The 17,840-nt window shown below is 65.6% G+C and carries 16 protein-coding genes; 4 read left to right on the top strand and 12 right to left on the bottom strand.

The window, feature by feature from the left end; all coding sequences use genetic code 11:
• Positions 1-19: 19 nt before the first annotated feature.
• The 3 genes from ACERNI_RS14505 to ACERNI_RS14495 all read left to right on the top strand — a co-directional run bounded on the left by ACERNI_RS14505 (position 20) and on the right by ACERNI_RS14495 (position 2,048).
• Positions 20-877 carry an aldo/keto reductase gene (locus ACERNI_RS14505; RefSeq protein WP_448833967.1) on the top strand — a complete coding sequence of 286 codons (858 nt, stop codon included), beginning with the start codon at positions 20-22 and terminating at the stop codon, positions 875-877.
• A 101-nt stretch (positions 878-978) separates the two neighbouring features.
• On the top strand, positions 979-1,794 hold the full coding sequence (locus tag ACERNI_RS14500) for a YdcF family protein (RefSeq protein WP_448833966.1): 816 nt from the start codon (positions 979-981) through the stop codon (positions 1,792-1,794).
• A 65-nt stretch (positions 1,795-1,859) separates the two neighbouring features.
• Positions 1,860-2,048, top strand: a complete 189-nt coding sequence (locus tag ACERNI_RS14495; RefSeq protein WP_448833965.1) for a hypothetical protein — start codon at positions 1,860-1,862, stop codon at positions 2,046-2,048.
• Positions 2,049-2,556: 508 nt separating this feature from the next.
• On the opposite strand, the gene ACERNI_RS14490 is transcribed toward ACERNI_RS14495, so the two are convergent.
• Together ACERNI_RS14490 and ACERNI_RS14485 are read right to left on the bottom strand one after the other, a co-directional pair.
• Entirely contained in the window at positions 2,557-2,919 is a 363-nt protein-coding gene (locus ACERNI_RS14490; protein ID WP_448833964.1) for a DUF3253 domain-containing protein, read from the bottom strand.
• Between the two features lie 92 nt (positions 2,920-3,011).
• On the bottom strand, positions 3,012-3,713 hold the full coding sequence (locus tag ACERNI_RS14485) for a DUF599 domain-containing protein (RefSeq protein WP_448833963.1): 702 nt from the start codon (positions 3,711-3,713) through the stop codon (positions 3,012-3,014).
• Positions 3,714-3,925: 212 nt separating this feature from the next.
• Between ACERNI_RS14485 and ACERNI_RS14480 the strand changes: the two genes are divergently transcribed.
• Complete coding sequence (locus tag ACERNI_RS14480; RefSeq protein ID WP_448833962.1) at positions 3,926-4,318, top strand: rhodanese-like domain-containing protein; 393 nt, start codon at positions 3,926-3,928, stop codon at positions 4,316-4,318.
• Positions 4,319-4,388: 70 nt separating this feature from the next.
• Here ACERNI_RS14480 and ACERNI_RS14475 read toward each other — a convergent pair whose 3' ends face one another.
• The 10 genes from ACERNI_RS14475 to ACERNI_RS14430 all read right to left on the bottom strand — a co-directional run bounded on the left by ACERNI_RS14475 (position 4,389) and on the right by ACERNI_RS14430 (position 17,584).
• Positions 4,389-5,114: an alpha/beta fold hydrolase gene (locus ACERNI_RS14475; protein WP_448833961.1), complete on the bottom strand. Its 726-nt coding sequence runs from the start codon at positions 5,112-5,114 to the stop codon at positions 4,389-4,391.
• A gap of 313 nt (positions 5,115-5,427) precedes the next feature.
• Positions 5,428-7,440, bottom strand: coding sequence for an acetyl-CoA carboxylase biotin carboxylase subunit (locus ACERNI_RS14470; protein ID WP_448833960.1), 2,013 nt, complete (start codon positions 7,438-7,440; stop codon positions 5,428-5,430).
• Positions 7,441-7,703: 263 nt separating this feature from the next.
• Positions 7,704-8,687, bottom strand: coding sequence for a malate dehydrogenase (locus tag ACERNI_RS14465; RefSeq protein WP_448833959.1), 984 nt, complete (start codon positions 8,685-8,687; stop codon positions 7,704-7,706).
• A gap of 86 nt (positions 8,688-8,773) precedes the next feature.
• Positions 8,774-10,309, bottom strand: coding sequence for an acyl-CoA carboxylase subunit beta (locus tag ACERNI_RS14460; RefSeq protein ID WP_448833958.1), 1,536 nt, complete (start codon positions 10,307-10,309; stop codon positions 8,774-8,776).
• A gap of 133 nt (positions 10,310-10,442) precedes the next feature.
• Positions 10,443-11,216, bottom strand: coding sequence for an ATP12 family chaperone protein (locus tag ACERNI_RS14455; protein ID WP_448833957.1), 774 nt, complete (start codon positions 11,214-11,216; stop codon positions 10,443-10,445).
• Between the two features lie 68 nt (positions 11,217-11,284).
• Positions 11,285-11,467, bottom strand: a complete 183-nt coding sequence (locus ACERNI_RS14450) for a hypothetical protein (RefSeq protein WP_448833956.1) — start codon at positions 11,465-11,467, stop codon at positions 11,285-11,287.
• 105 nt (positions 11,468-11,572) lie between these two features.
• Positions 11,573-13,066, bottom strand: coding sequence for an RluA family pseudouridine synthase (locus ACERNI_RS14445; RefSeq protein WP_448834029.1), 1,494 nt, complete (start codon positions 13,064-13,066; stop codon positions 11,573-11,575).
• 434 nt (positions 13,067-13,500) lie between these two features.
• Positions 13,501-13,881, bottom strand: coding sequence for a fluoride efflux transporter CrcB (gene crcB / locus ACERNI_RS14440; protein ID WP_448833955.1), 381 nt, complete (start codon positions 13,879-13,881; stop codon positions 13,501-13,503).
• Positions 13,882-14,091: 210 nt separating this feature from the next.
• Positions 14,092-16,107 (bottom strand): acetoacetate--CoA ligase, encoded by a 2,016-nt coding sequence (locus ACERNI_RS14435; RefSeq protein ID WP_448833954.1) that lies wholly within the window; start codon positions 16,105-16,107, stop codon positions 14,092-14,094.
• Between the two features lie 130 nt (positions 16,108-16,237).
• Entirely contained in the window at positions 16,238-17,584 is a 1,347-nt protein-coding gene (locus ACERNI_RS14430; RefSeq protein WP_448833953.1) for a replication-associated recombination protein A, read from the bottom strand.
• Positions 17,585-17,840 lie beyond the last annotated feature (256 nt).

Below are 17,840 nucleotides of genomic sequence, written 5' to 3'. Positions count from 1 at the left end.
CCAGCAAGGACAAGCCCCCATGACCACGCCGCCCGAAAGCCGGATCGATAACGGCCAGATCGTCGTGCGCGCCAATGGCGCCGAAATCCCCGCCATCGCCCTCGGCACCTGGCAATCCACCGACGACGCCTGCGCCCGCGCCGTCGAAGAGGCGCTGCGCAGCGGCTACCGTCACATCGACACCGCCACCGCTTATGGCAACGAGGCCCAGGTGGCGGAAGGCATCCGGGCTTCCGGCGTGGCTCGCGACCAGTTTTTCGTCACCACCAAGGTGTGGCGCGAGAACATGGCCCGCGACGCCGTGCTGCGTTCTGCGGCGGACAGCGTACGCCGGCTTGATTCCGGCCCCGTCGATCTGCTGCTGCTGCACTGGCCCAACCCGGACGTCCCGCTGGCCGAATCCCTGGCCGGCCTCGTGGCGGCGAAGCGCGAGGGGCTCACCCGCCACATCGGCGTTTCCAATTTCACCATTCCGCTGATCGAAGAGGCGGTGCGCCTCAGCGAGGAGCCGCTGGTCACCAACCAGGTGGAGTACCATCCCCTGCTCAACCAGGGCCGGCTGATCCGCGCCTGCGCCGCGCACGGCCTGTCGCTCACGGCCTATTCGCCGCTGGGCCGCGGCGCGCTGCTGGCCGATCCGGTGGTCACCGCCATCGCCGAAGCGCACGGCCGCGAGCCGGCGCAGATCGTGTTGCGCTGGCTTGTCCAGCAGCCCGGGGTGATCGCCGCGCCCAAATCGGTGACGCCACAACGCATCCGCAACAATCTCGCCGTATTCGACTTCGAACTGGGCGACATTGAAATGGCCCGCATCAGCAATCTGGCCCGCCCCGATGGCCGGCTGATCAATCCCGCCTTCGCGCCACAGTGGGACTGAGCCTGGGGGGAGCCCGGGATGTTAACCCCCTGATGCTTCACTGAAGCCTGTCGCGCCGGCCATATGCCGGCGCGACATACGGGAGGCTTTCGGGGAGCGGCATGTTTTTTCCCATTTCCAAGATTCTCTGGTTCTTCGCCACGCCCTCCAACCTGCTGATTACCCTCAGCGCCATCGGCGTGGCGCTGCTGTTGCTGGGTTGGCGGCGCACCGGGCTGGCCGTGAGCCTCGTGGCGGTGACGGGCCTGTTGATTTTCTCGGCCAGCCCGGTCCCGCGCCTGCTGATGCGCGCCCTCGAAAATCACTATCCGCCTGTCGCCATGGACGATCCGGGACGGGTGGACGGCATCATCGTGCTGGGCGGCTCGGCCCATTTGCGCCGGGGGCAGATCAAGCTCAACGACGCCGCGGCGCGCCTGACGACCGCCGTTACCCTCGCCCGGCGCTACCCCAATGCGCGGGTGGTGTTTTCCGGCGGCGACGGACGGCTGATCCGGCTTGATCGCGGCGCGGGAGAAGTGGACGCCGTCCGCCTGCTGCTGTCGCAGATGGGGCTGGAGGGCGACAGGGTGATTTTTGAGGAGCGCTCCCGCAACACAAGGGAGAACGCCTCCTTCACCCGTGAACTGGTGGCGCCGGCGCGTGGCGAACGCTGGCTGCTGGTCACCTCGGCGTTTCACATGCCGCGCTCCGCCGGCGTGTTCCAGCATGAGGGTTTTTACGTCACGCCCTACCCGGTCGACTATTACACGCGCGATGAAGCCGCCGATTTTCTGCCGTTTCACAGCTTTTCCAGCGGGTTGCGGCTGGCCGATCTCGCCGTGCGGGAATGGATTGGCCTGACCGTCTACTGGCTGGCCGGCTATACCTCGACCCTGCTGCCGGATACCGGCGCCGCATCCGGCAAGACGCCCTGACAGGCACGACCTCCCGACAAAGCGGCGCAGATACAATCAGACGAAGTCAAAGACCAGCGTCAGGATTGAAAACAGCGGACAGCCTTGCAGGAATCGCAAACAGCCCTGAATGGGAATTTACACGCCGCCATGATGGCGCAACCTGCATCTTCTACGGGAGAAATATCATGGAAATTTTTATTATTGATTACGACACCAATAATGATGACGACTGGCGCCACGAATATGCGCTCATCATGAGCAGCATGAGCTGAATACACTGACGCGCGCGTCGATCTTCCCATGACCGGCGCGCGATTTTCCTGCCCATAAAACCAGACAACAACAATTTATTTTGTGATCATGTGCCCCTGACACATCATGCAAGGGGCAGCGGCGGCTGGCATCGGCATGGGACCGTCAGCATGATCCACATCACCTGTCAGGAGCTATATGAGGACGCCGGTTTCGACCGGCAGGCGCGCGACGAACTGTTCGCCATCCAGTCCACGCTCATGTAGGCGTCGCAGTTGGTGGCTCGCAGTCGCCGGGCGGCAAGCCCTGAGCGGTCGTCATGACCCCCGGGTTTGCCCCTGAGCCAGGTTCATATCGTGAATGCGACCTGATTCAGATCGCCAGAATACGGATGCGCCGCGACCTGCGAAGCTGCAACCAATGCCGCCCGCCTCCCCGCGGAACGGCCCTCGCGCCGTACGGTCTTGCCCGGGGCCGCATGCGCCTGGCCCGGCCCGGCGCCCCACCCCGCAAGCTGGAAACGGGCTGTCAGATTTCCCAGACGTCGAAGTTCGGCCCGCGCCCGACCTTGTAAAGCCCTCTGAAGGTATCGGGGTCGGCGGGCGTTCCCTTGCGGTAAATGATGACGCTGCCGTCGTGCGCCAGCTTGACGAGCGCAAGGCGCAGCGGCTGCATCAGCGGCCCCCAGCCTTCCGGCTTCTCGCCGCCGACCGCCCGCGCGATCACCGCCGGATCCACCAGGCCCTCTCCGGCCGCGCGCAGCAGCGCCCGCGCCGCCTCTTCAAGGCCCAGATGCACGCCAACGCCCCGCCGGCGCTGAACGGGCTTTTCTGGCGCACCGCCAGCGGCGGCGTCATGGGGAGCGGCTTTGGGATCAGATTGCTTGGCCATGCAGGATCGATGCGCCCATCGGCCGCTGGCGTCAAGACCACGCCTGGCGACACACACAGGGCGGCGCAGCGACGGTCAGCCCGAGCGACGCATCAGGGCGTCTGCGGCTCATCATCATCCTCCAGGATGGAGGTGCGCGCATCCGAGCGGAACTGCCGGATCCACATGGACCACAGCACGAGCCCCGTCGTCCCCAGCAGCGCCAGCGGCCCCATGAACCAGCCGAGATACGCCAGGGCAAAGAAGATCGAGCGTTGGCCCCGGTTGAAATGCCCCCCTGCCGCAATGTTCATGGCGCCGACGCGATGGGCATGGCGCAATCCGGCGGGGCCGGAATCCGGCGGCGGCATGGCGCCGAGCAGGATCGCCGAATAATTGAACAGCCGGTAAGACCAGGCAAATTTGAAGAAGGCGTAGCCAAGGATCGCGGCGAGGCCGATGATCTTGATCTCCCAGGCCAGACGGGTCGGCGCGTTCGTCAATGGCAGGTCGGACACCATCCGCAGCACGTCGTCGGTGGAGCGCAGGAACGCCAGGGCGCCGCCCATGGCGATCAGCGTGGTGGAAGCGAAAAACGAGGCGCCGCTCTGCAGCGTCGCCATGATGCTGGAATCCACCACGCGCTGCTCGCGCGCCAGCGACTGCTCCATCCAGATCATCCGGTACTGGTTCATGCGCAGGTTCAGGCTGCGGTCGGCGCCGCGCCAGCGCTCCACCGCATGGCCATAGAAAATCCATGCCCCCAGAAAAACGCACACGGCCAGCATGTCGAGCCAACTGAACGGCATGCTCATTCGTCCGCTCCGCCTGTCAATCCGCGCAGAACCCTGCGCATGTCCCTGAACGGCATGATGAACTGCTTCGGAAAAGGAAAACACGTCCAATCGGGAATACGCGGCCAAATTTTCCCCAACCGCGCTGGCGCATGACTTCCCCGGCAATCGCCGCTACCGTCTCCTCACCAGCAGCGGCGCGCCGCTGAGAACAGAACACGGGAGAGAAAACAATGCCCCAGACCATCACCACCGGCGTGAAGGCGCTGGTCGATGACGCCAACACGCGCATCCGCACCCTCAGCATTGATGAGGCGAAGGCCATGCATGGCCGCGACGACGTCACCTTCGTCGACCTGCGCGACCCGCGTGAACGCGAGCGCGAAGGCAAGATTCCCGGCGCCTTTTCCTGCACCCGCGGCATGCTGGAGTTCTGGATTGACCCGGACAGCCCTTATTTCAAACCACAGTTCGCCGAGGACAAAACCTTCGTGTTTTTCTGCGCCGGCGGCTGGCGCTCCGCCCTCGCCGCCGACACCGCCCAGAAGATGGGCCTGAAACCCGTTGCTCACATCAATGGCGGCTTCGGCGCCTGGAAGAAGACTGGCGGCGCGGTGGAAAGCTGAGCCAGATCCGGTTGCGCGCCAGGTCAGGACGTCGGTCTTGCCTGGCGCACAAATTGACCAGCGAACGCGCTCAGGCAGACGCCCAATGCCGCTCCAGCGCCGCCGCCACTTCGGCCGGGCGTTCGCTTTCCCACCAGTGGCCACAACCTTCCAGCATCAGCAGATCCGCGCCGGTGCGGCTGGCCAGCGCGGGCGCCAGCGTGGGTGCGTCCAGAAACGGGTCCTGGGCCCCATAGATCAGCAGGCCCGGCGTATTGATCCGGGCGAGATCCGGCGTCCATTCCGCACCGACAGTTTTTGCCGAGCGGTACAGCCTGAGGATGCAGTCCTTCATGCGGCCGTCGATATGGGACGCGGTGATCTGCGCCTGCGCAGCCGTAAGGCCGCGCGTCGCCAGCGACGCCGCCGTCGCTTCCGGCGTCATCATCGCCATCACCTGCTCGCCAACCTCCGGCGTCTGCCACGCCTGGGCCGCATCATGCCAGACGTAATCCGGGTCCAGCGGCGCCCCACCAGCCGCCCATGTGCGGATCAGGTCGCCGCGTAGCGACACCACGCGAAACACCAGCAAGGCGCCCCAGTCGTGCCCGACCAGATCGACAGGCTGGCCAATCGCCTCCAGTTCGCCGATCAGCCAGGCGACATAATCTTCCTTGGCGGCGGCGAAGCCTTCCGGAACCGGCGCATCAAACCCCGGCAGCGAAACCGTTCGCACATCCCTGCGCGCAAGGCGCGATGTCACCTCATCCCAGACCCGGTGCGTGTCGGGCACGCCATGAACGAAAACCGCGACCATTAGACTCCTCCCCCTGCTTCTCTCGCCAGCTCCGGCAAGTTTGGAGTCGAGTATAAAAAACCCGGATCGTAACGCCACCCCCGATCCATCCACAGTTCAGGAAGACTTGCGAGGGCCGTCATCACCGTCCTGCGCGCGTCGCTGGCCCTTGCAGAAGGCGCCGCACACCGGCGGCCCGGGCCACCGCGCGAATCCGCCCGCGCCCAAGGGGCAACGAACGCCGGGGAGAACAGATCGCCCTCCGGGCATCGCCCCACAAACGAAAAGGCCCGGCTTGCGCCGGGCCTTTTCAAATTCAGGTTCCGCCAGAAAATCAGGCGAATTCGAGGATCACCGCATCCACGGCCAGGCTGTCGCCTTCCTTGGCGTGGATCTTGGAGATCACGCCGTCGCGCTCGGCGCGCAGCACGTTCTCCATCTTCATGGCCTCAACCATGGCCAGCGGCTCGCCGGCCTTCACGTCCTGACCTTCGGCCACGTTGATGGCCTTGACCAGGCCGGGCATCGGGCACAGCAGGAACTTGGAGGTATCGGCGGCGACCTTCTCCGGCATCAGCGCTGCCAGTTCAGCCTCACGACGGGTGTAAACCCGCGCCTCGGTCAGGGTGCCGGCATGGGCGATCTGCACGCCATTGAGGATCGGGCGGATCTGCGCCACCACCTCAACGTCGTCGATCAGACCCTGCCAGACCGGCTCACCCGGAACCCAGTCGGATTCCACGATGCGCGGCTGCTCTTCGTCGTCGAAGGAAACGATGACCTCGTCTTCCTCGCCGCCGCTGACCAGGATCGGGAACGCCTGCTCGCCCAGCACCGCTGCGCGCTCGCTCTCGAACTCTACGTCGATGACGCGGTCGAGCTGGCCGGTGATGGCCCGGCGACGCTCGTTCTGCAGGTGATCGATATAAGCGGCGACCACGGCCATCAGACGGGCGGTCTCACCTTCCGGCGCAGGATTGCTGAAACCTTCCGGGAATTCCTCGGCGATGAAGCCGGTGGACAGCTCGCCCGACTGCCAGCGCGGATGCTGCATCAGCGTCGACAGGAACGGGATGTTGTGGCGGATGCCGTCGATGGCGAACGCGTCCAGCGCCTGGGCCTGGGCCTCGATGGCCTTCAGACGGGTCGGCGCGTGCGTCACCAGCTTGGCGATCATCGGATCGTAATAGATCGAGATCTCGCCGCCCTCGTAGACGCCCGTGTCGTTACGCACGATGACGCCCGACTCGTTCTCACCCTCTTCCGGCGGACGGTAGGTCACCAGACGGCCGGTCGACGGCAGGAAGTTACGGGTGGGATCCTCGGCGTAGATGCGGCTTTCCACCGCCCAGCCATCCAGCTTCACGTCGTTCTGCGTGATGGCCAGCTTCTCGCCATAAGCGACGCGGATCATCTGCTCGACGAGGTCGATGCCGGTGATCATCTCGGTGACCGGATGCTCGACCTGCAGGCGGGTGTTCATCTCGAGGAAGAAGAACGAACGGTCCTGACCAGCGACGAACTCGACGGTGCCAGCGCTGTCGTAGTTCACGGCCTTGGCCAGAGCCACGGCCTGCTCGCCCATCTTGCGACGGGTTGCCTCGTCCAGCAGCGGCGACGGCGCTTCCTCGATCACCTTCTGGTTGCGGCGCTGGATCGAGCATTCACGCTCGCCCAGATAGATCACGTTGCCGTGCTTGTCGCCGAGAACCTGGATCTCGATGTGACGCGGATTGACAATGAACTTCTCGACGAACACGCGGTCGTCGCCGAAGGACGACGCGGCCTCGGAGCGGGCGCGGTCGAAGCCTTCCTTCACCTCGTCGAGGCTGTAGGCAATGCGCATGCCCTTGCCGCCGCCGCCGGCGGAGGCCTTGATCATGACCGGGAAGCCGATTTCCTCGGCGATCTTGCCGGCCTGATCGGCGGTTTCGATCACGCCGAGATAGCCCGGCACGGTCGACACATTGGCGGCGTTGGCGAACTTCTTCGATTCGATCTTGTCGCCCATGGCCTCGATGGCCTTGGGGTTGGGACCGATGAAGACGATGCCGGCTGCGGCCAGCGCATCGGCGAAGGCGGCGCGCTCGGACAGGAAGCCGTAGCCAGGGTGCACGGCTTCCGCGCCCGTCGCCTTGCAGGCGTCGATGATCTTGTCGATCAGGAGGTACGACTGGGCGGCGGCCGGCGGGCCGATGTGAACCGCTTCGTCAGCCATCTCGACGTGGAGCGCATCACGGTCGGCGTCCGAATAGACGGCGACAGTCTTGATGCCCATCCGGCGCGCCGTCTTGATGACGCGACAGGCGATTTCTCCACGGTTGGCGATGAGGATCTTGCTGAACATGCCCCGCCCGTTTCCATTCCAAAAAAGCTAGAGCATTTTCGGGAAAAGTGGACCCCACTTTTCGTGAAGAAAATGCGTCAAACCAGAGAGATAGGGCGCCATCCGCGAACCATGTTCGCAGAAGCGCCCCGGAGCCACAGCGCGTCCGCCAGGGGCGGAGCTTGTCCGCAGCGCGCCAATTGCCGGCGATTCGGCCCGCCCCATTGCAGGAACCGGGCCAGATCGCGTTGTTCAGCGGGCGCGCGAGGCGCCCGGCTTTCTGCTTACTTCAGCAGGTGGGCGATCGCAGCGCGCTCGCCTTCCAGCTCGTCAAGCGTGAGCTTGATGCGCCCCTTCGAGAAGTCGTCGAACGACAGACCCTCGACGCGCTTGTAGTGACCGCCCTCGCAAATCACTGGCACGCCGAACATCACGCCTTCCGGAATGCCGTAGCTGCCGTCGGACGGAATGCCCATGGAGACCCACCTGCCGTTGCTGCCCAGCACCCAGTCGCGCACGTGGTCGATGGCGGCGTTGGCGGCCGAAGCCGCCGAGGACAGGCCGCGCGCCTCGATGATGGCGGCGCCGCGCTTGCCGACCTGCGGAATGAAGGTCTCGCGGTTCCACGTCTCATCATTGATGAGGGCGGCGATCTTCTTTCCGCCGACGGTGGTGTCGCGGTAGTCGGGATACATGGTCGGCGAGTGGTTGCCCCACACGGCCAGCTTCTCGATGTCGGCGACGGGCACATTGGCCTTGGAAGCCAGCATCGACAGGGCGCGGTTGTGGTCCAGACGCAGCATGGCGCTGAAGGCTTCCGCCGGCAGGTCCGGGGCCGACTTCATGGCGATGTAGGCGTTGGTATTGGCCGGGTTGCCGACGACCAGCACCTTGACCGAACGCTTCGCCACATCGTTGAGGGCGCGGCCCTGAACGGTGAAGATCTCGGCGTTGGCGCTCAGCAGGTCGGCGCGCTCCATGCCCGGGCCGCGCGGACGCGCGCCAACCAGGATGGCCACGTCAGCGTCCTTGAAGGCCACTTTCGGGTCGTCGGTGACGGTGAAGCCGGCGAGCAGCGGGAACGCGCAGTCTTCCAGTTCCATCACCACGCCGCGCACGGCGTTCTGGGCCTGCGGCAGGTCGAGCAGCGACAGGTGGACCGGCTGGTCCTTGCCGAGGAGATCGCCGTTGGCGATGCGGAACAGCAAAGCGTAGCCAATCTGGCCAGCGGCGCCGGTCACGGCGACGCGCATGGGAGTCTTGCTCATGTTAGCTCCTTGAGTGTGGCGCCCGGTCCAGGGCTCTGGTCCGGACCGGACGCTGATCGGCTCAACGGGTCAGTACGACAACAGCCTTACAGCGGGATATTGTCGTGCTTCTTCCACGGCTGCTCCGCCTTCTTGGTGCGCAGCATGGCGAGCGCCCGCGACACCCGGCGACGGGTGGAGTGCGGCATGATCACCTCGTCGATGTAACCGCGCTCGGCGGCGACGAACGGCGAGAGGAAGCGCTCTTCGTATTCCTGGGTGCGGGCGGCGGTCTTCTCGACGTCGCCGATATCCTGGCGGAAGATGATCTCCACCGCGCCCTTGGCGCCCATCACCGCGATCTGCGCCGTTGGCCAGGCGTAGTTCACGTCAGCGCCGATGTGCTTGGAGGCCATCACGTCATAGGCGCCGCCGAAAGCCTTGCGGGTGATGATGGTGACCAGCGGCACCGTCGCCTGGCTGTAGGCGAACAGCAGCTTGGCGCCGTGCTTGATGAGGCCGCCGTACTCCTGCGCCGTGCCAGGCAGGAAGCCAGGAACGTCGACAAAAGTGACGATCGGAATGTCGAAGCTGTCGCAGAAGCGCACGAAACGCGCGCCCTTGCGCGAGGCGTCGCTGTCGAGCACGCCGGCCAGAACCATCGGCTGGTTGGCGACGATGCCGACCGTACGGCCTTCAACGCGAGCAAAGCCGGTGATGATGTTTTTGGCGTAGGCTTCCTGGATCTCGAAGAAATCGCCCTCGTCCACGACCTTCTGGATCAGCTCCTTCATGTCGTAAGGCTTGTTGGGATTGTCCGGGATCAGGGTGTCGAGCGATGCGTCGAACCGGGTCGGATCGTCGAAGCTCGGCAGTTCCGGCACGCCATCGGTGTTGTTCGACGGCAGGAAGTCGATCAGACGACGCACCTGCAGCATGGCCTCGACGTCATTGTCCCACGAGCCATCGGCCACGGAGGACTTCGACGTGTGCACCTTGGCGCCGCCCAGCTCTTCCGAGGTGACGGTCTCGTTGGTGACGGTCTTCACCACGTCAGGGCCGGTCACGAACATGTAGGACGTGTCGCGGACCATGAAGATGAAGTCGGTCATGGCCGGCGAGTAGACGTCGCCGCCAGCGCAAGGACCCATGATGACGGAGATCTGCGGGATCACGCCCGAGGCCATCACGTTGCGCTTGAACACCTCGCCGTAGCCGCCAAGGGCCGCGACGCCTTCCTGGATGCGGGCGCCGCCGGCATCGAACAGGCCAATGATCGGCGCGCGCATTTTCAGCGCCATGTCCTGGATCTTGACCATCTTGGCGGCGTGCGTCTCGGAGAGCGAGCCGCCAAACACGGTGAAGTCCTTGGCGAACACGAAGACGGTGCGGCCGTTGACCGTGCCCCAGCCGGTGACGACGCCATCGCCGGGAATCTTGGTCTGATCCTGCATGCCGAAGTCGACGCAGCGGTGCTGCACGAACATGTCGAATTCTTCGAAGGAACCGCTGTCCAGGAGAAGTTCGATGCGCTCACGCGCGGTCAGCTTGCCGCGTCCATGTTGCGCCTCGATGCGCTTTTGACCGCCGCCGAGCTTTGCTGCGGCGCGACGCTCCTCCAGCGCCTCGAGAATATTCTTCATCTGGTCCCCCGCGATCGGATTGCCGAAAACTGGCGTGCTCCCTATCACTCAACTAACGGATTAGGAAGCGTCTTCCTCAACAAACGTGCGCAACAGCCAATTCCCTGCGGAATGATGCGCAATACAGCATATTTCACGCAGACAGGCTGGATTTACACGCCTGTGCCGCCGCGGCGAAATCCGCGAAGCGCCGGGACCGGCGGGCTTTCGCCTCCGCGTCCTCGCCCCAGCGGGCAATCTGGTGGTCCTCATCCACATGGGCCGCCGCCCACGCCTCCTCCACGCCGAGTCGCCCGTCGCGCACCGCCAGGGCGATGACCAGCGAGCCAGCGAGCGAGGTCATCACATGAAGGCCGGCAATGGCGAACGGGTCCATTGCAGCGCGCGCCGCCGCCCCGGCTGCCGCCAGCGTCGCCGGGGGTTGCGCCACATGCATGACGCCCTCGGCCAGCATGAAGCGCGCGCCGTGGCGTTCGTCCATCCAGGCCAGCAGCGGATCCCATGCCTGCGTCTGCCGCAACGCCAGGCTCTCCGGCTCCGTCGCCCGGTAGCACAGCAGATCCGTTTCGGCGTAACGGGTGATCTCGGCGAGCACGGGCTCCGGATCCGGCGCAACCGCGTCATGGGCGGCGAAAGCCATGCGGGTCAGGGGCATGTTGGCCGGGTTGATCTCATCGACCTGCGCCCGCCACTCGGCCGCCACCGCGTCCGCCAGCTCCTGTGTCGGCAGGGTCAGCAACCGCTTCCCCGACGTGCGGGCCTGCCGCCCGTCCAGCCGCACCGAGAAGGAGCCGTCCTCCTCCGCCTGCACCGTCACGTCCTTGTAGAACCGGCGCGGCAACGCCGGCTTCATGGCCTGCTGGCTGAGACGGATCGGATCGCCGCCGTCAGGAGCACGAAAACTCATGGCAAACCCCATTCAGTCAATGCGAGAGGAAACGCATCTCATCGCATTGATTTTGCAATAAAACACCATCAGCGGCATGCCGGCCCGAGCACCCGGGCCGCCCGGAGATCGACGTGGGCGGCGCATGCCCCTGAAGGCAAGGCCTGGATGGCCGGATCAAGCCCGGCCAGGTCTTGCCCGGCCAGATCAAGCCCAGCCAGATCAAGCCCAGCCATGACGCGTCCGGCCATGACGCGATGAAGAAGCAGCATGGCCTTCAGACAACCAGGAGGCGGCGCACAAAACATCCGCGCCGCCAACATGTTGCAACGCTTTCATGAATCAGGCCCGCAAGCCAGACGCCCGCCTGTCCGCCATCATTCCTCCGGCGATTCGACAATCGGATCGTAACGCGAGGCGTCGAAGCCCAGCAGGTTCCAGGTCTGCGCCATGTGGGGCGGCAGCGGCGCCGTGACGTCGATCGGCCGGCCGTCGCGCGGATGCGGAATGATGATGCGCCGCGCCAGCAGGTGCAGCTTCTTCTGGATGCCGCCGGGCAGCTCCCAGTTCTCGACGTTGAAATATTTCGGATCGCCAACGATCGGATGCCCCATGTGCGCCGTGTGCACGCGCAACTGGTGGGTGCGTCCGGTCACCGGCTTCAGCGACACCCACGACACTTTCTGCGCCGAGTTCTCCACCAGAGCATAATAGGTCACCGCGTGGCTGGCGCCGTCATCGCCATGCTGGGCCACGCCCATGCGCGATTCGCCGTCGGGATCCTCTTCCTTGGCGATATAGGTTGAAATGCGCCCCTGCTTGACGCGCGGCACGCCGGCCACCAGCGCCCAGTAGATCTTGCGCGTCACGCGGGACCTGAAGCTTTTGCCCAGGGTCGCCGCCGCCAGCCGCGTCTTGGCGATTACCAGGCAGCCGGCCGTGTCCTTGTCGAGACGATGCACCAGACGCGGCTTTTGACCGGCCTTGTCGCGCATGGACTCGAGCATGCCGTCCACATGCCGGTGCGTGCCGGAACCGCCCTGCACCGCCAGGCCCATGGGCTTGTTCAGCACCATCAGGTCCTTGTCCTCATAGAGGATCAGCGAACGCAGATAGGCGGCGTCATCCTCATCCTGACGCGGCGTGCGGCCGGTGGGGCGCGCTTCCGTGAGCTTCAGCGGCGGAATGCGGACGCTTTGCCCGGCCTTCAGGCGATCATTCGGTTTCACCCGCCCGCCATCAACACGCAACTCGCCCTTGCGAACGATGCGCTGGATGTGGGTGAAAGCCAATTGCGGGAACCGCGCCGTCAGAAAGCGGTCGAGGCGCATGTCCGCCTCATCCGGTTCAACGATCAGCGTCTGCACGCCGGTGGCCAAAGCCTCGCTGGTTTCGGCGCGGATACGGGCCTTCTGCCCTGGCGCCGCGATGCTTTTGCCCCCAACCGGCTTGCGGGCGACGGCGGCGCGCTCGCCCGGCTGCCGCTCCTTCAACTGCCGCTCCGGGCCTCCCTGGGACGCGCGCCTGGCGCTGGCCTGGCGACCTTCGACGACAGGCGTCGCTTCGCTGGTCGCATCGTCATTGTCATCGTCATCGTCAAAACCGCCAGCGAAAGCGCCCCCGGCCGCCTCAACCTCGACAGCAGCCCAGTCGATATCGGCGTCGCCGTCATCGACGCCGCCATCCCACATATCGCCCCATTCGGCGTCCGCCGTCTGGATGTCGCGGGACGCTTCCGCCCTGTCTGCCGCCGGGTTCCAGCCGGGGCGGGCATAACCATCGTCCCGACCAGCTCCACGGCCGGCGGTTTTGCGCGCTGGTTTGCCCGATCGGGCGCCGGCAGCTGCGCCGCGCGTCTCTTCCTTGCGCACGAACCTGCCAGCGGCCTTGTCATAAGTGGGTTTGCGCGGACCGGCCGCCTTACCCGCCGGCCTGCCAGTCGCCTTGCCAGCCGCCCTGCCGCCGGCGCCGCGCGCGTCTGCCCGGCCGGCGCCGCCTGCCGGCTTGCCTGCGCTTTTGCCGGCAACGCCACCGGATCCCCGCGACCTGGCGAACCAGTCTTCATCGCCGCCACTTCCGGTGTTCTGCACCTCAGCCGGGGGTTCGCGATACCCCCGGTCGTCGCGATCATCGAAGCGCCTGCCCCGGAAACCCTGCCCGCCTCGGGCCGGACCGCGCGCGCCATCTGGCCGCGCACCAGCCGGGCGCGCCCCGCCTGCGCGGAAACCGCCGGACTTGCTCCCACCCGGTTTGAACCCGCCGGGTTTGCCCCCGCGTCCGCCATTGCGGTTGCCAGTATCGCGGGTCATGCCAGGCTCCTCATCATCACAAGTCCGACCGCCAGACCCGCGACGCCACATATCAAAGACCCGAGAACGTAAGCCGCGGCGGCTGCGAGATCGCCCCGCTGCCACAGCAAAACCGCCTCAAGCGAAAAAGTCGAAAAGGTCGTATAGCCGCCAAGCACGCCGGTCGCCAGAAACAGCCGCAGGTTCTGCGACGCGCCATCGGGACGCAGCGCCATCCAACCCACCAGCAGACCCATGGCCAGGGAGCCGGTGATATTGATGAGCAGCGTGCCCCACGGGAACGTCAGCCCAAACACCCGCGTGGCCGCCACGCCAAAAAGGTGACGGCAAACGCCGCCAATCCCGGCGCCAAAGAAAACCAGTGCAATCGCCTGCATGAAACCAATCGGGCGACGCGTCCTGACCCATTCAGAAATGCGCGGCGCTGCTGTCGCCACGCCAATACACCCAAACGCCGCCAGAAGCGATGGTTTTGGCGCTGGCAGATTTGCCAGCGGGCCCCGCAGCGCAGTTACCGCCCCCGGCAGGCGGCGGCCCGCGCCGCCACCCTTCGCGTTGTCCGGCGGTCTGCGCCCGCTACCTTTGCTTCAACCCGCGGTCTGCGCCCGCTCCTGGGCCAGCGTCACATACCATTCAAAACTGTCCGGATTGGCCATGGCGTCGCGGTTGATCAGGCCTTCCGGCGGGTGACCGAGCAGCAGGCGCTTCACCGGAACTTCCAGTTTCTTGCCGGACAGGGTGTAGGGCACCGCCGGCGTCTCGACGATGGCGTTCGGAACATGCCGCGCCGAGAGCTGCGACCGGATCTGCCCGTTGATCGCCGCCTTCAGGCGCTCATCCAGCACGGCGCCCTGCTTTGGAACCACGAACAGGTAAAGGAACGACTCGCGGCCAAGGAACTCCAGGTCGACCACCATGCTGTCGGCGATCTCCGGGAAGGCGTCGACCACGCGGTAGAACTCGCTGGTGCCCATGCGGATGCCGTGCCGGTTGATGGTGGCGTCCGAGCGGCCATAAATCACCGCGCCGCCGCGCGGCGTGATGCGCAGCCAGTCGCCGTGCCGCCAGACGCCCGGATAGACATCGAAATAGCTGTCCAGATAACGCCTGTCGCCCGGATCGTTCCAGAAATACAACGGCATGGACGGGATGGGCAAAGTGCAGACCAGCTCCCCCACCGCGTCGATCAGCGGCTTGCCGCTTTCATCCCACGCCTCAACCTTGTGGCCCAGCGCCCGGCACTGCATCTCGCCGGCGTAGACCGGCAGCGTCGGCGCGCCGCAGATGAAGGCGCCGGCGAAATCCGTGCCTCCGGAGATCGGCGACAGCCAGATGTCGTCGCGCACGTTCTCATAGATCCAGGCATAGGCCTCCGCTGATAGCGGCGAGCCGGTCGACGACATGGCGCGCAGGCTCGACAGGTCGGCGAACTCCCGCGGCCGCAGGTTGGCCTTGGCGCAATTACCGTAATAGGCCGCGCCGCAGCCGAACACCGTCACCTTCGCCTTCTCGATGAAGCGCCAGAGCACGCCAAGATCGGGATACGCCGGATTGCCGTCGTACAGCGCGATGGCCGAGCCGGCGGCCATGGCGGCGACCTGGGCGTTCCACATGATCCAGCCGGAGCTGGTGTACCATTGCGTCGTGTCCTCCGGCCCCAGATCGCAATGGATCGACTGCATCAGCAGCATTTCGATGGTAATGCCGGCATGGCCGTGCACGATGGGCTTCGGCAGCCCGGTGGTGCCGGACGAATAGACCACCCACAGCGGATGATCCGCCTCCACCGCCACCGGCGGGCAGGAGGCGGTCCGCGCCGCCAGTTCACGCCAGTCATGCGCTTTCGGGAACCGCTGGCGGTCAACGCCGTCGTGCAGACGCGGCAGGATCACAAGCTGCTCCACGCCGGGCAGCGCCTCCACCAGCTCGACGATGCCGTCGGCGCGGTCGAACGGCTTGCCCGCGTAAACATAGCCATCGGCGCAGATCAGCACCTTCGGGTCGATCTGGCGGAAACGGTCGAGCACGGCGCTCTTGCCCATGTCAGACGAGCACAGCGACCACACGGCGCCCAGGCTGGCGACGGCGAGGAACGTGATGATGGTTTCGGGAATGTTGGGCAGCACCGCGACGACGCGGTCGCCCGGGCCCACGCCAAAGCCGCGCAGGGCGGCGGCCATGGCGCCCACCTGATCGCGCAACTCGCCCCAGCTCACCTCGCCCAGTTCGCCGTCTTCGGAGCCGAAGACAATGGCGCGTTTGTCCGGCGCGTCCAGGTGGTGGCGCAGCACATGGTCGGCGTAGTTCAGCCGGGCGCCCTGGAACCATTTGGCCCCTGGCATCTCATGGCTGGAGAGCACCTGGTCATAGGGGCGCTCGCTGCGCACCTCGAAATAATCCCAGACCGCCGCCCAGAAACGCTCAAGATTGTCCACCGACCACTGCCAGAGCGTCGGATAGTCAGGAAACGACTGGCCCTCACGCTGTTCCAGCCAGCGGGTGAAGTGGGTGATGCGGGCCTTTTCGATATCCGCCGGCGTCGGCGTCCACAGCAGCCTGGCCTCCTCCGCCTGTCCGGCGCGCTCCTGTTGCTGGCCCGTCATGTCGCTCCCTCTTTGCTTGTTCACAGTCGCAGCGCCCCAGCGCTTCCCGGCGACCTCATGTGAACGGATATCGCTCTGGCAGCGCCCTGGTCCCGCCATGGCCGCCATGTCACCGCTTGCAACGCACAGTTTAATCGCCGCGTCGCTCGCGCCGCAGCTTCTCCCACCAGTCCAGCCGCTTGCCGATTTCCCGCTCGAAGCCGCGCTGCGATGGTTCATAGAAATGCTGCCGGCCAAGCTTTTCCGGCCAATAGTTCTGGCCGGAAAAAGCGTCCGGCTGGTCGTGGTCGTATTGATAGTCCGCGCCGTAGCCTTCCGCCTTCATCAATTTGGTGGGGGCGTTGAGAATGGTGCGCGGCGGCATCAGCGAACCGCCGGCCTTCGCCACGCGGCGGGCGCCGGCAAGCGCCATGTAGACCGCATTGGATTTGGGCGCCGTCGCCAGGTAGACCACGGCGTTGGCCAGGGCCAGCGCCCCCTCCGGCAACCCAAGGAAATCGTAGGCGTCCTTCGCCGCATTGGCCACCTGCAGCGCCTGCGGATCGGCAAGGCCAATATCCTCCACCGCCATCACCGTCAGCCGGCGGGCGATGAACAGCGGATCCTCCCCCGCGTCGATCATCCGGGCGAAATAATACAGCGCCGCGTCCGGATCAGAGCCACGCACGCATTTGTGCAGGGCCGAGATCAGGTTGTAATGGCCATCCTGCCCCTTGTCGTAAATCGGCGCCCGGCGCTGCACCACCTCGACGAGTTGGGCCGCGTTGAACGTCTCGCCAGGCCGCGCCGCCCGCCAGACCTCTTCTGCCAGGGTGAGCGAGGCGCGGCCATCGCCATCCGCCATGGCGACCAGCGCCGCGCGGGCATCCGCGGTCAGTGGCAGCGGCCTGCCCTCGATCGTCTCGGCCCGCGCCAGCAGGCTTTCGATCGCGGCCTCATCAAGCGCACGGAAGGTCAGCACCCGCGCCCGCGACAGCAGCGCCGCGTTCAGCTCGAAAGACGGGTTCTCCGTCGTGGCGCCGATCAGGGTGATGGTGCCGTCTTCCATCACCGGAAGAAAGGCGTCGAGTTGCGCCCGGTTGAAGCGGTGTATCTCGTCAACAAACAGCAGGGTGCGCTGCCCGGCGGCGCGCCGCACGCGGGCGCCCTCAAAAACCTTCTTGAGATCGGCCACGCCAGAAAAGATCGCCGAAATCTGCTCGAAACGCAGATCGGTGGCTCCGGCCAGCAGGCGCGCCACCGTTGTCTTGCCGGTGCCGGGCGGCCCCCAGAATATCAGCGACCCCAATGAGCCGGATTCCAGCATCCGGGTCAGCGCCCCTTCCGGGCCGACCAGATGATCCTGCCCGGCCACCTCAGCGAGGTGCGTCGGCCGCAGCCGGTCGGCCAGCGGCCGGCCCGTCGCCGGAGCCCGATCGCCGCCCGGACGCTGCTGGCCGGCAGGGGCCGGCTCCATTGAAGAAAACAGATCGCCCATTATCCGGGTCCATTCTGCGCCCGGCGCCCCATTGGCGCCGTGATCGCCCTCTCATGTGCGCTCATGTATATAAGGCGGCGGGGCCTCAGGGCAAAAACACTGGCCGCCTGGCGCACACGAGGCGAAACACGGGCCAGAACCGGCGGCCAACGCCCCTGTTCGGGGGCGATGCATCCGCTAGCGCAAAACACGAGAAACGTCGGACAAATATATGGTTAATTTAAATAAATTAACCATAATTCATGTAACAAATGAA

The organism is Camelimonas sp. ID_303_24 (assembly GCF_053543495.1).
The sequence above is the reverse complement of the archived record's forward strand: the minus strand, read 5'-3'. Positions and strand labels throughout refer to the sequence as shown.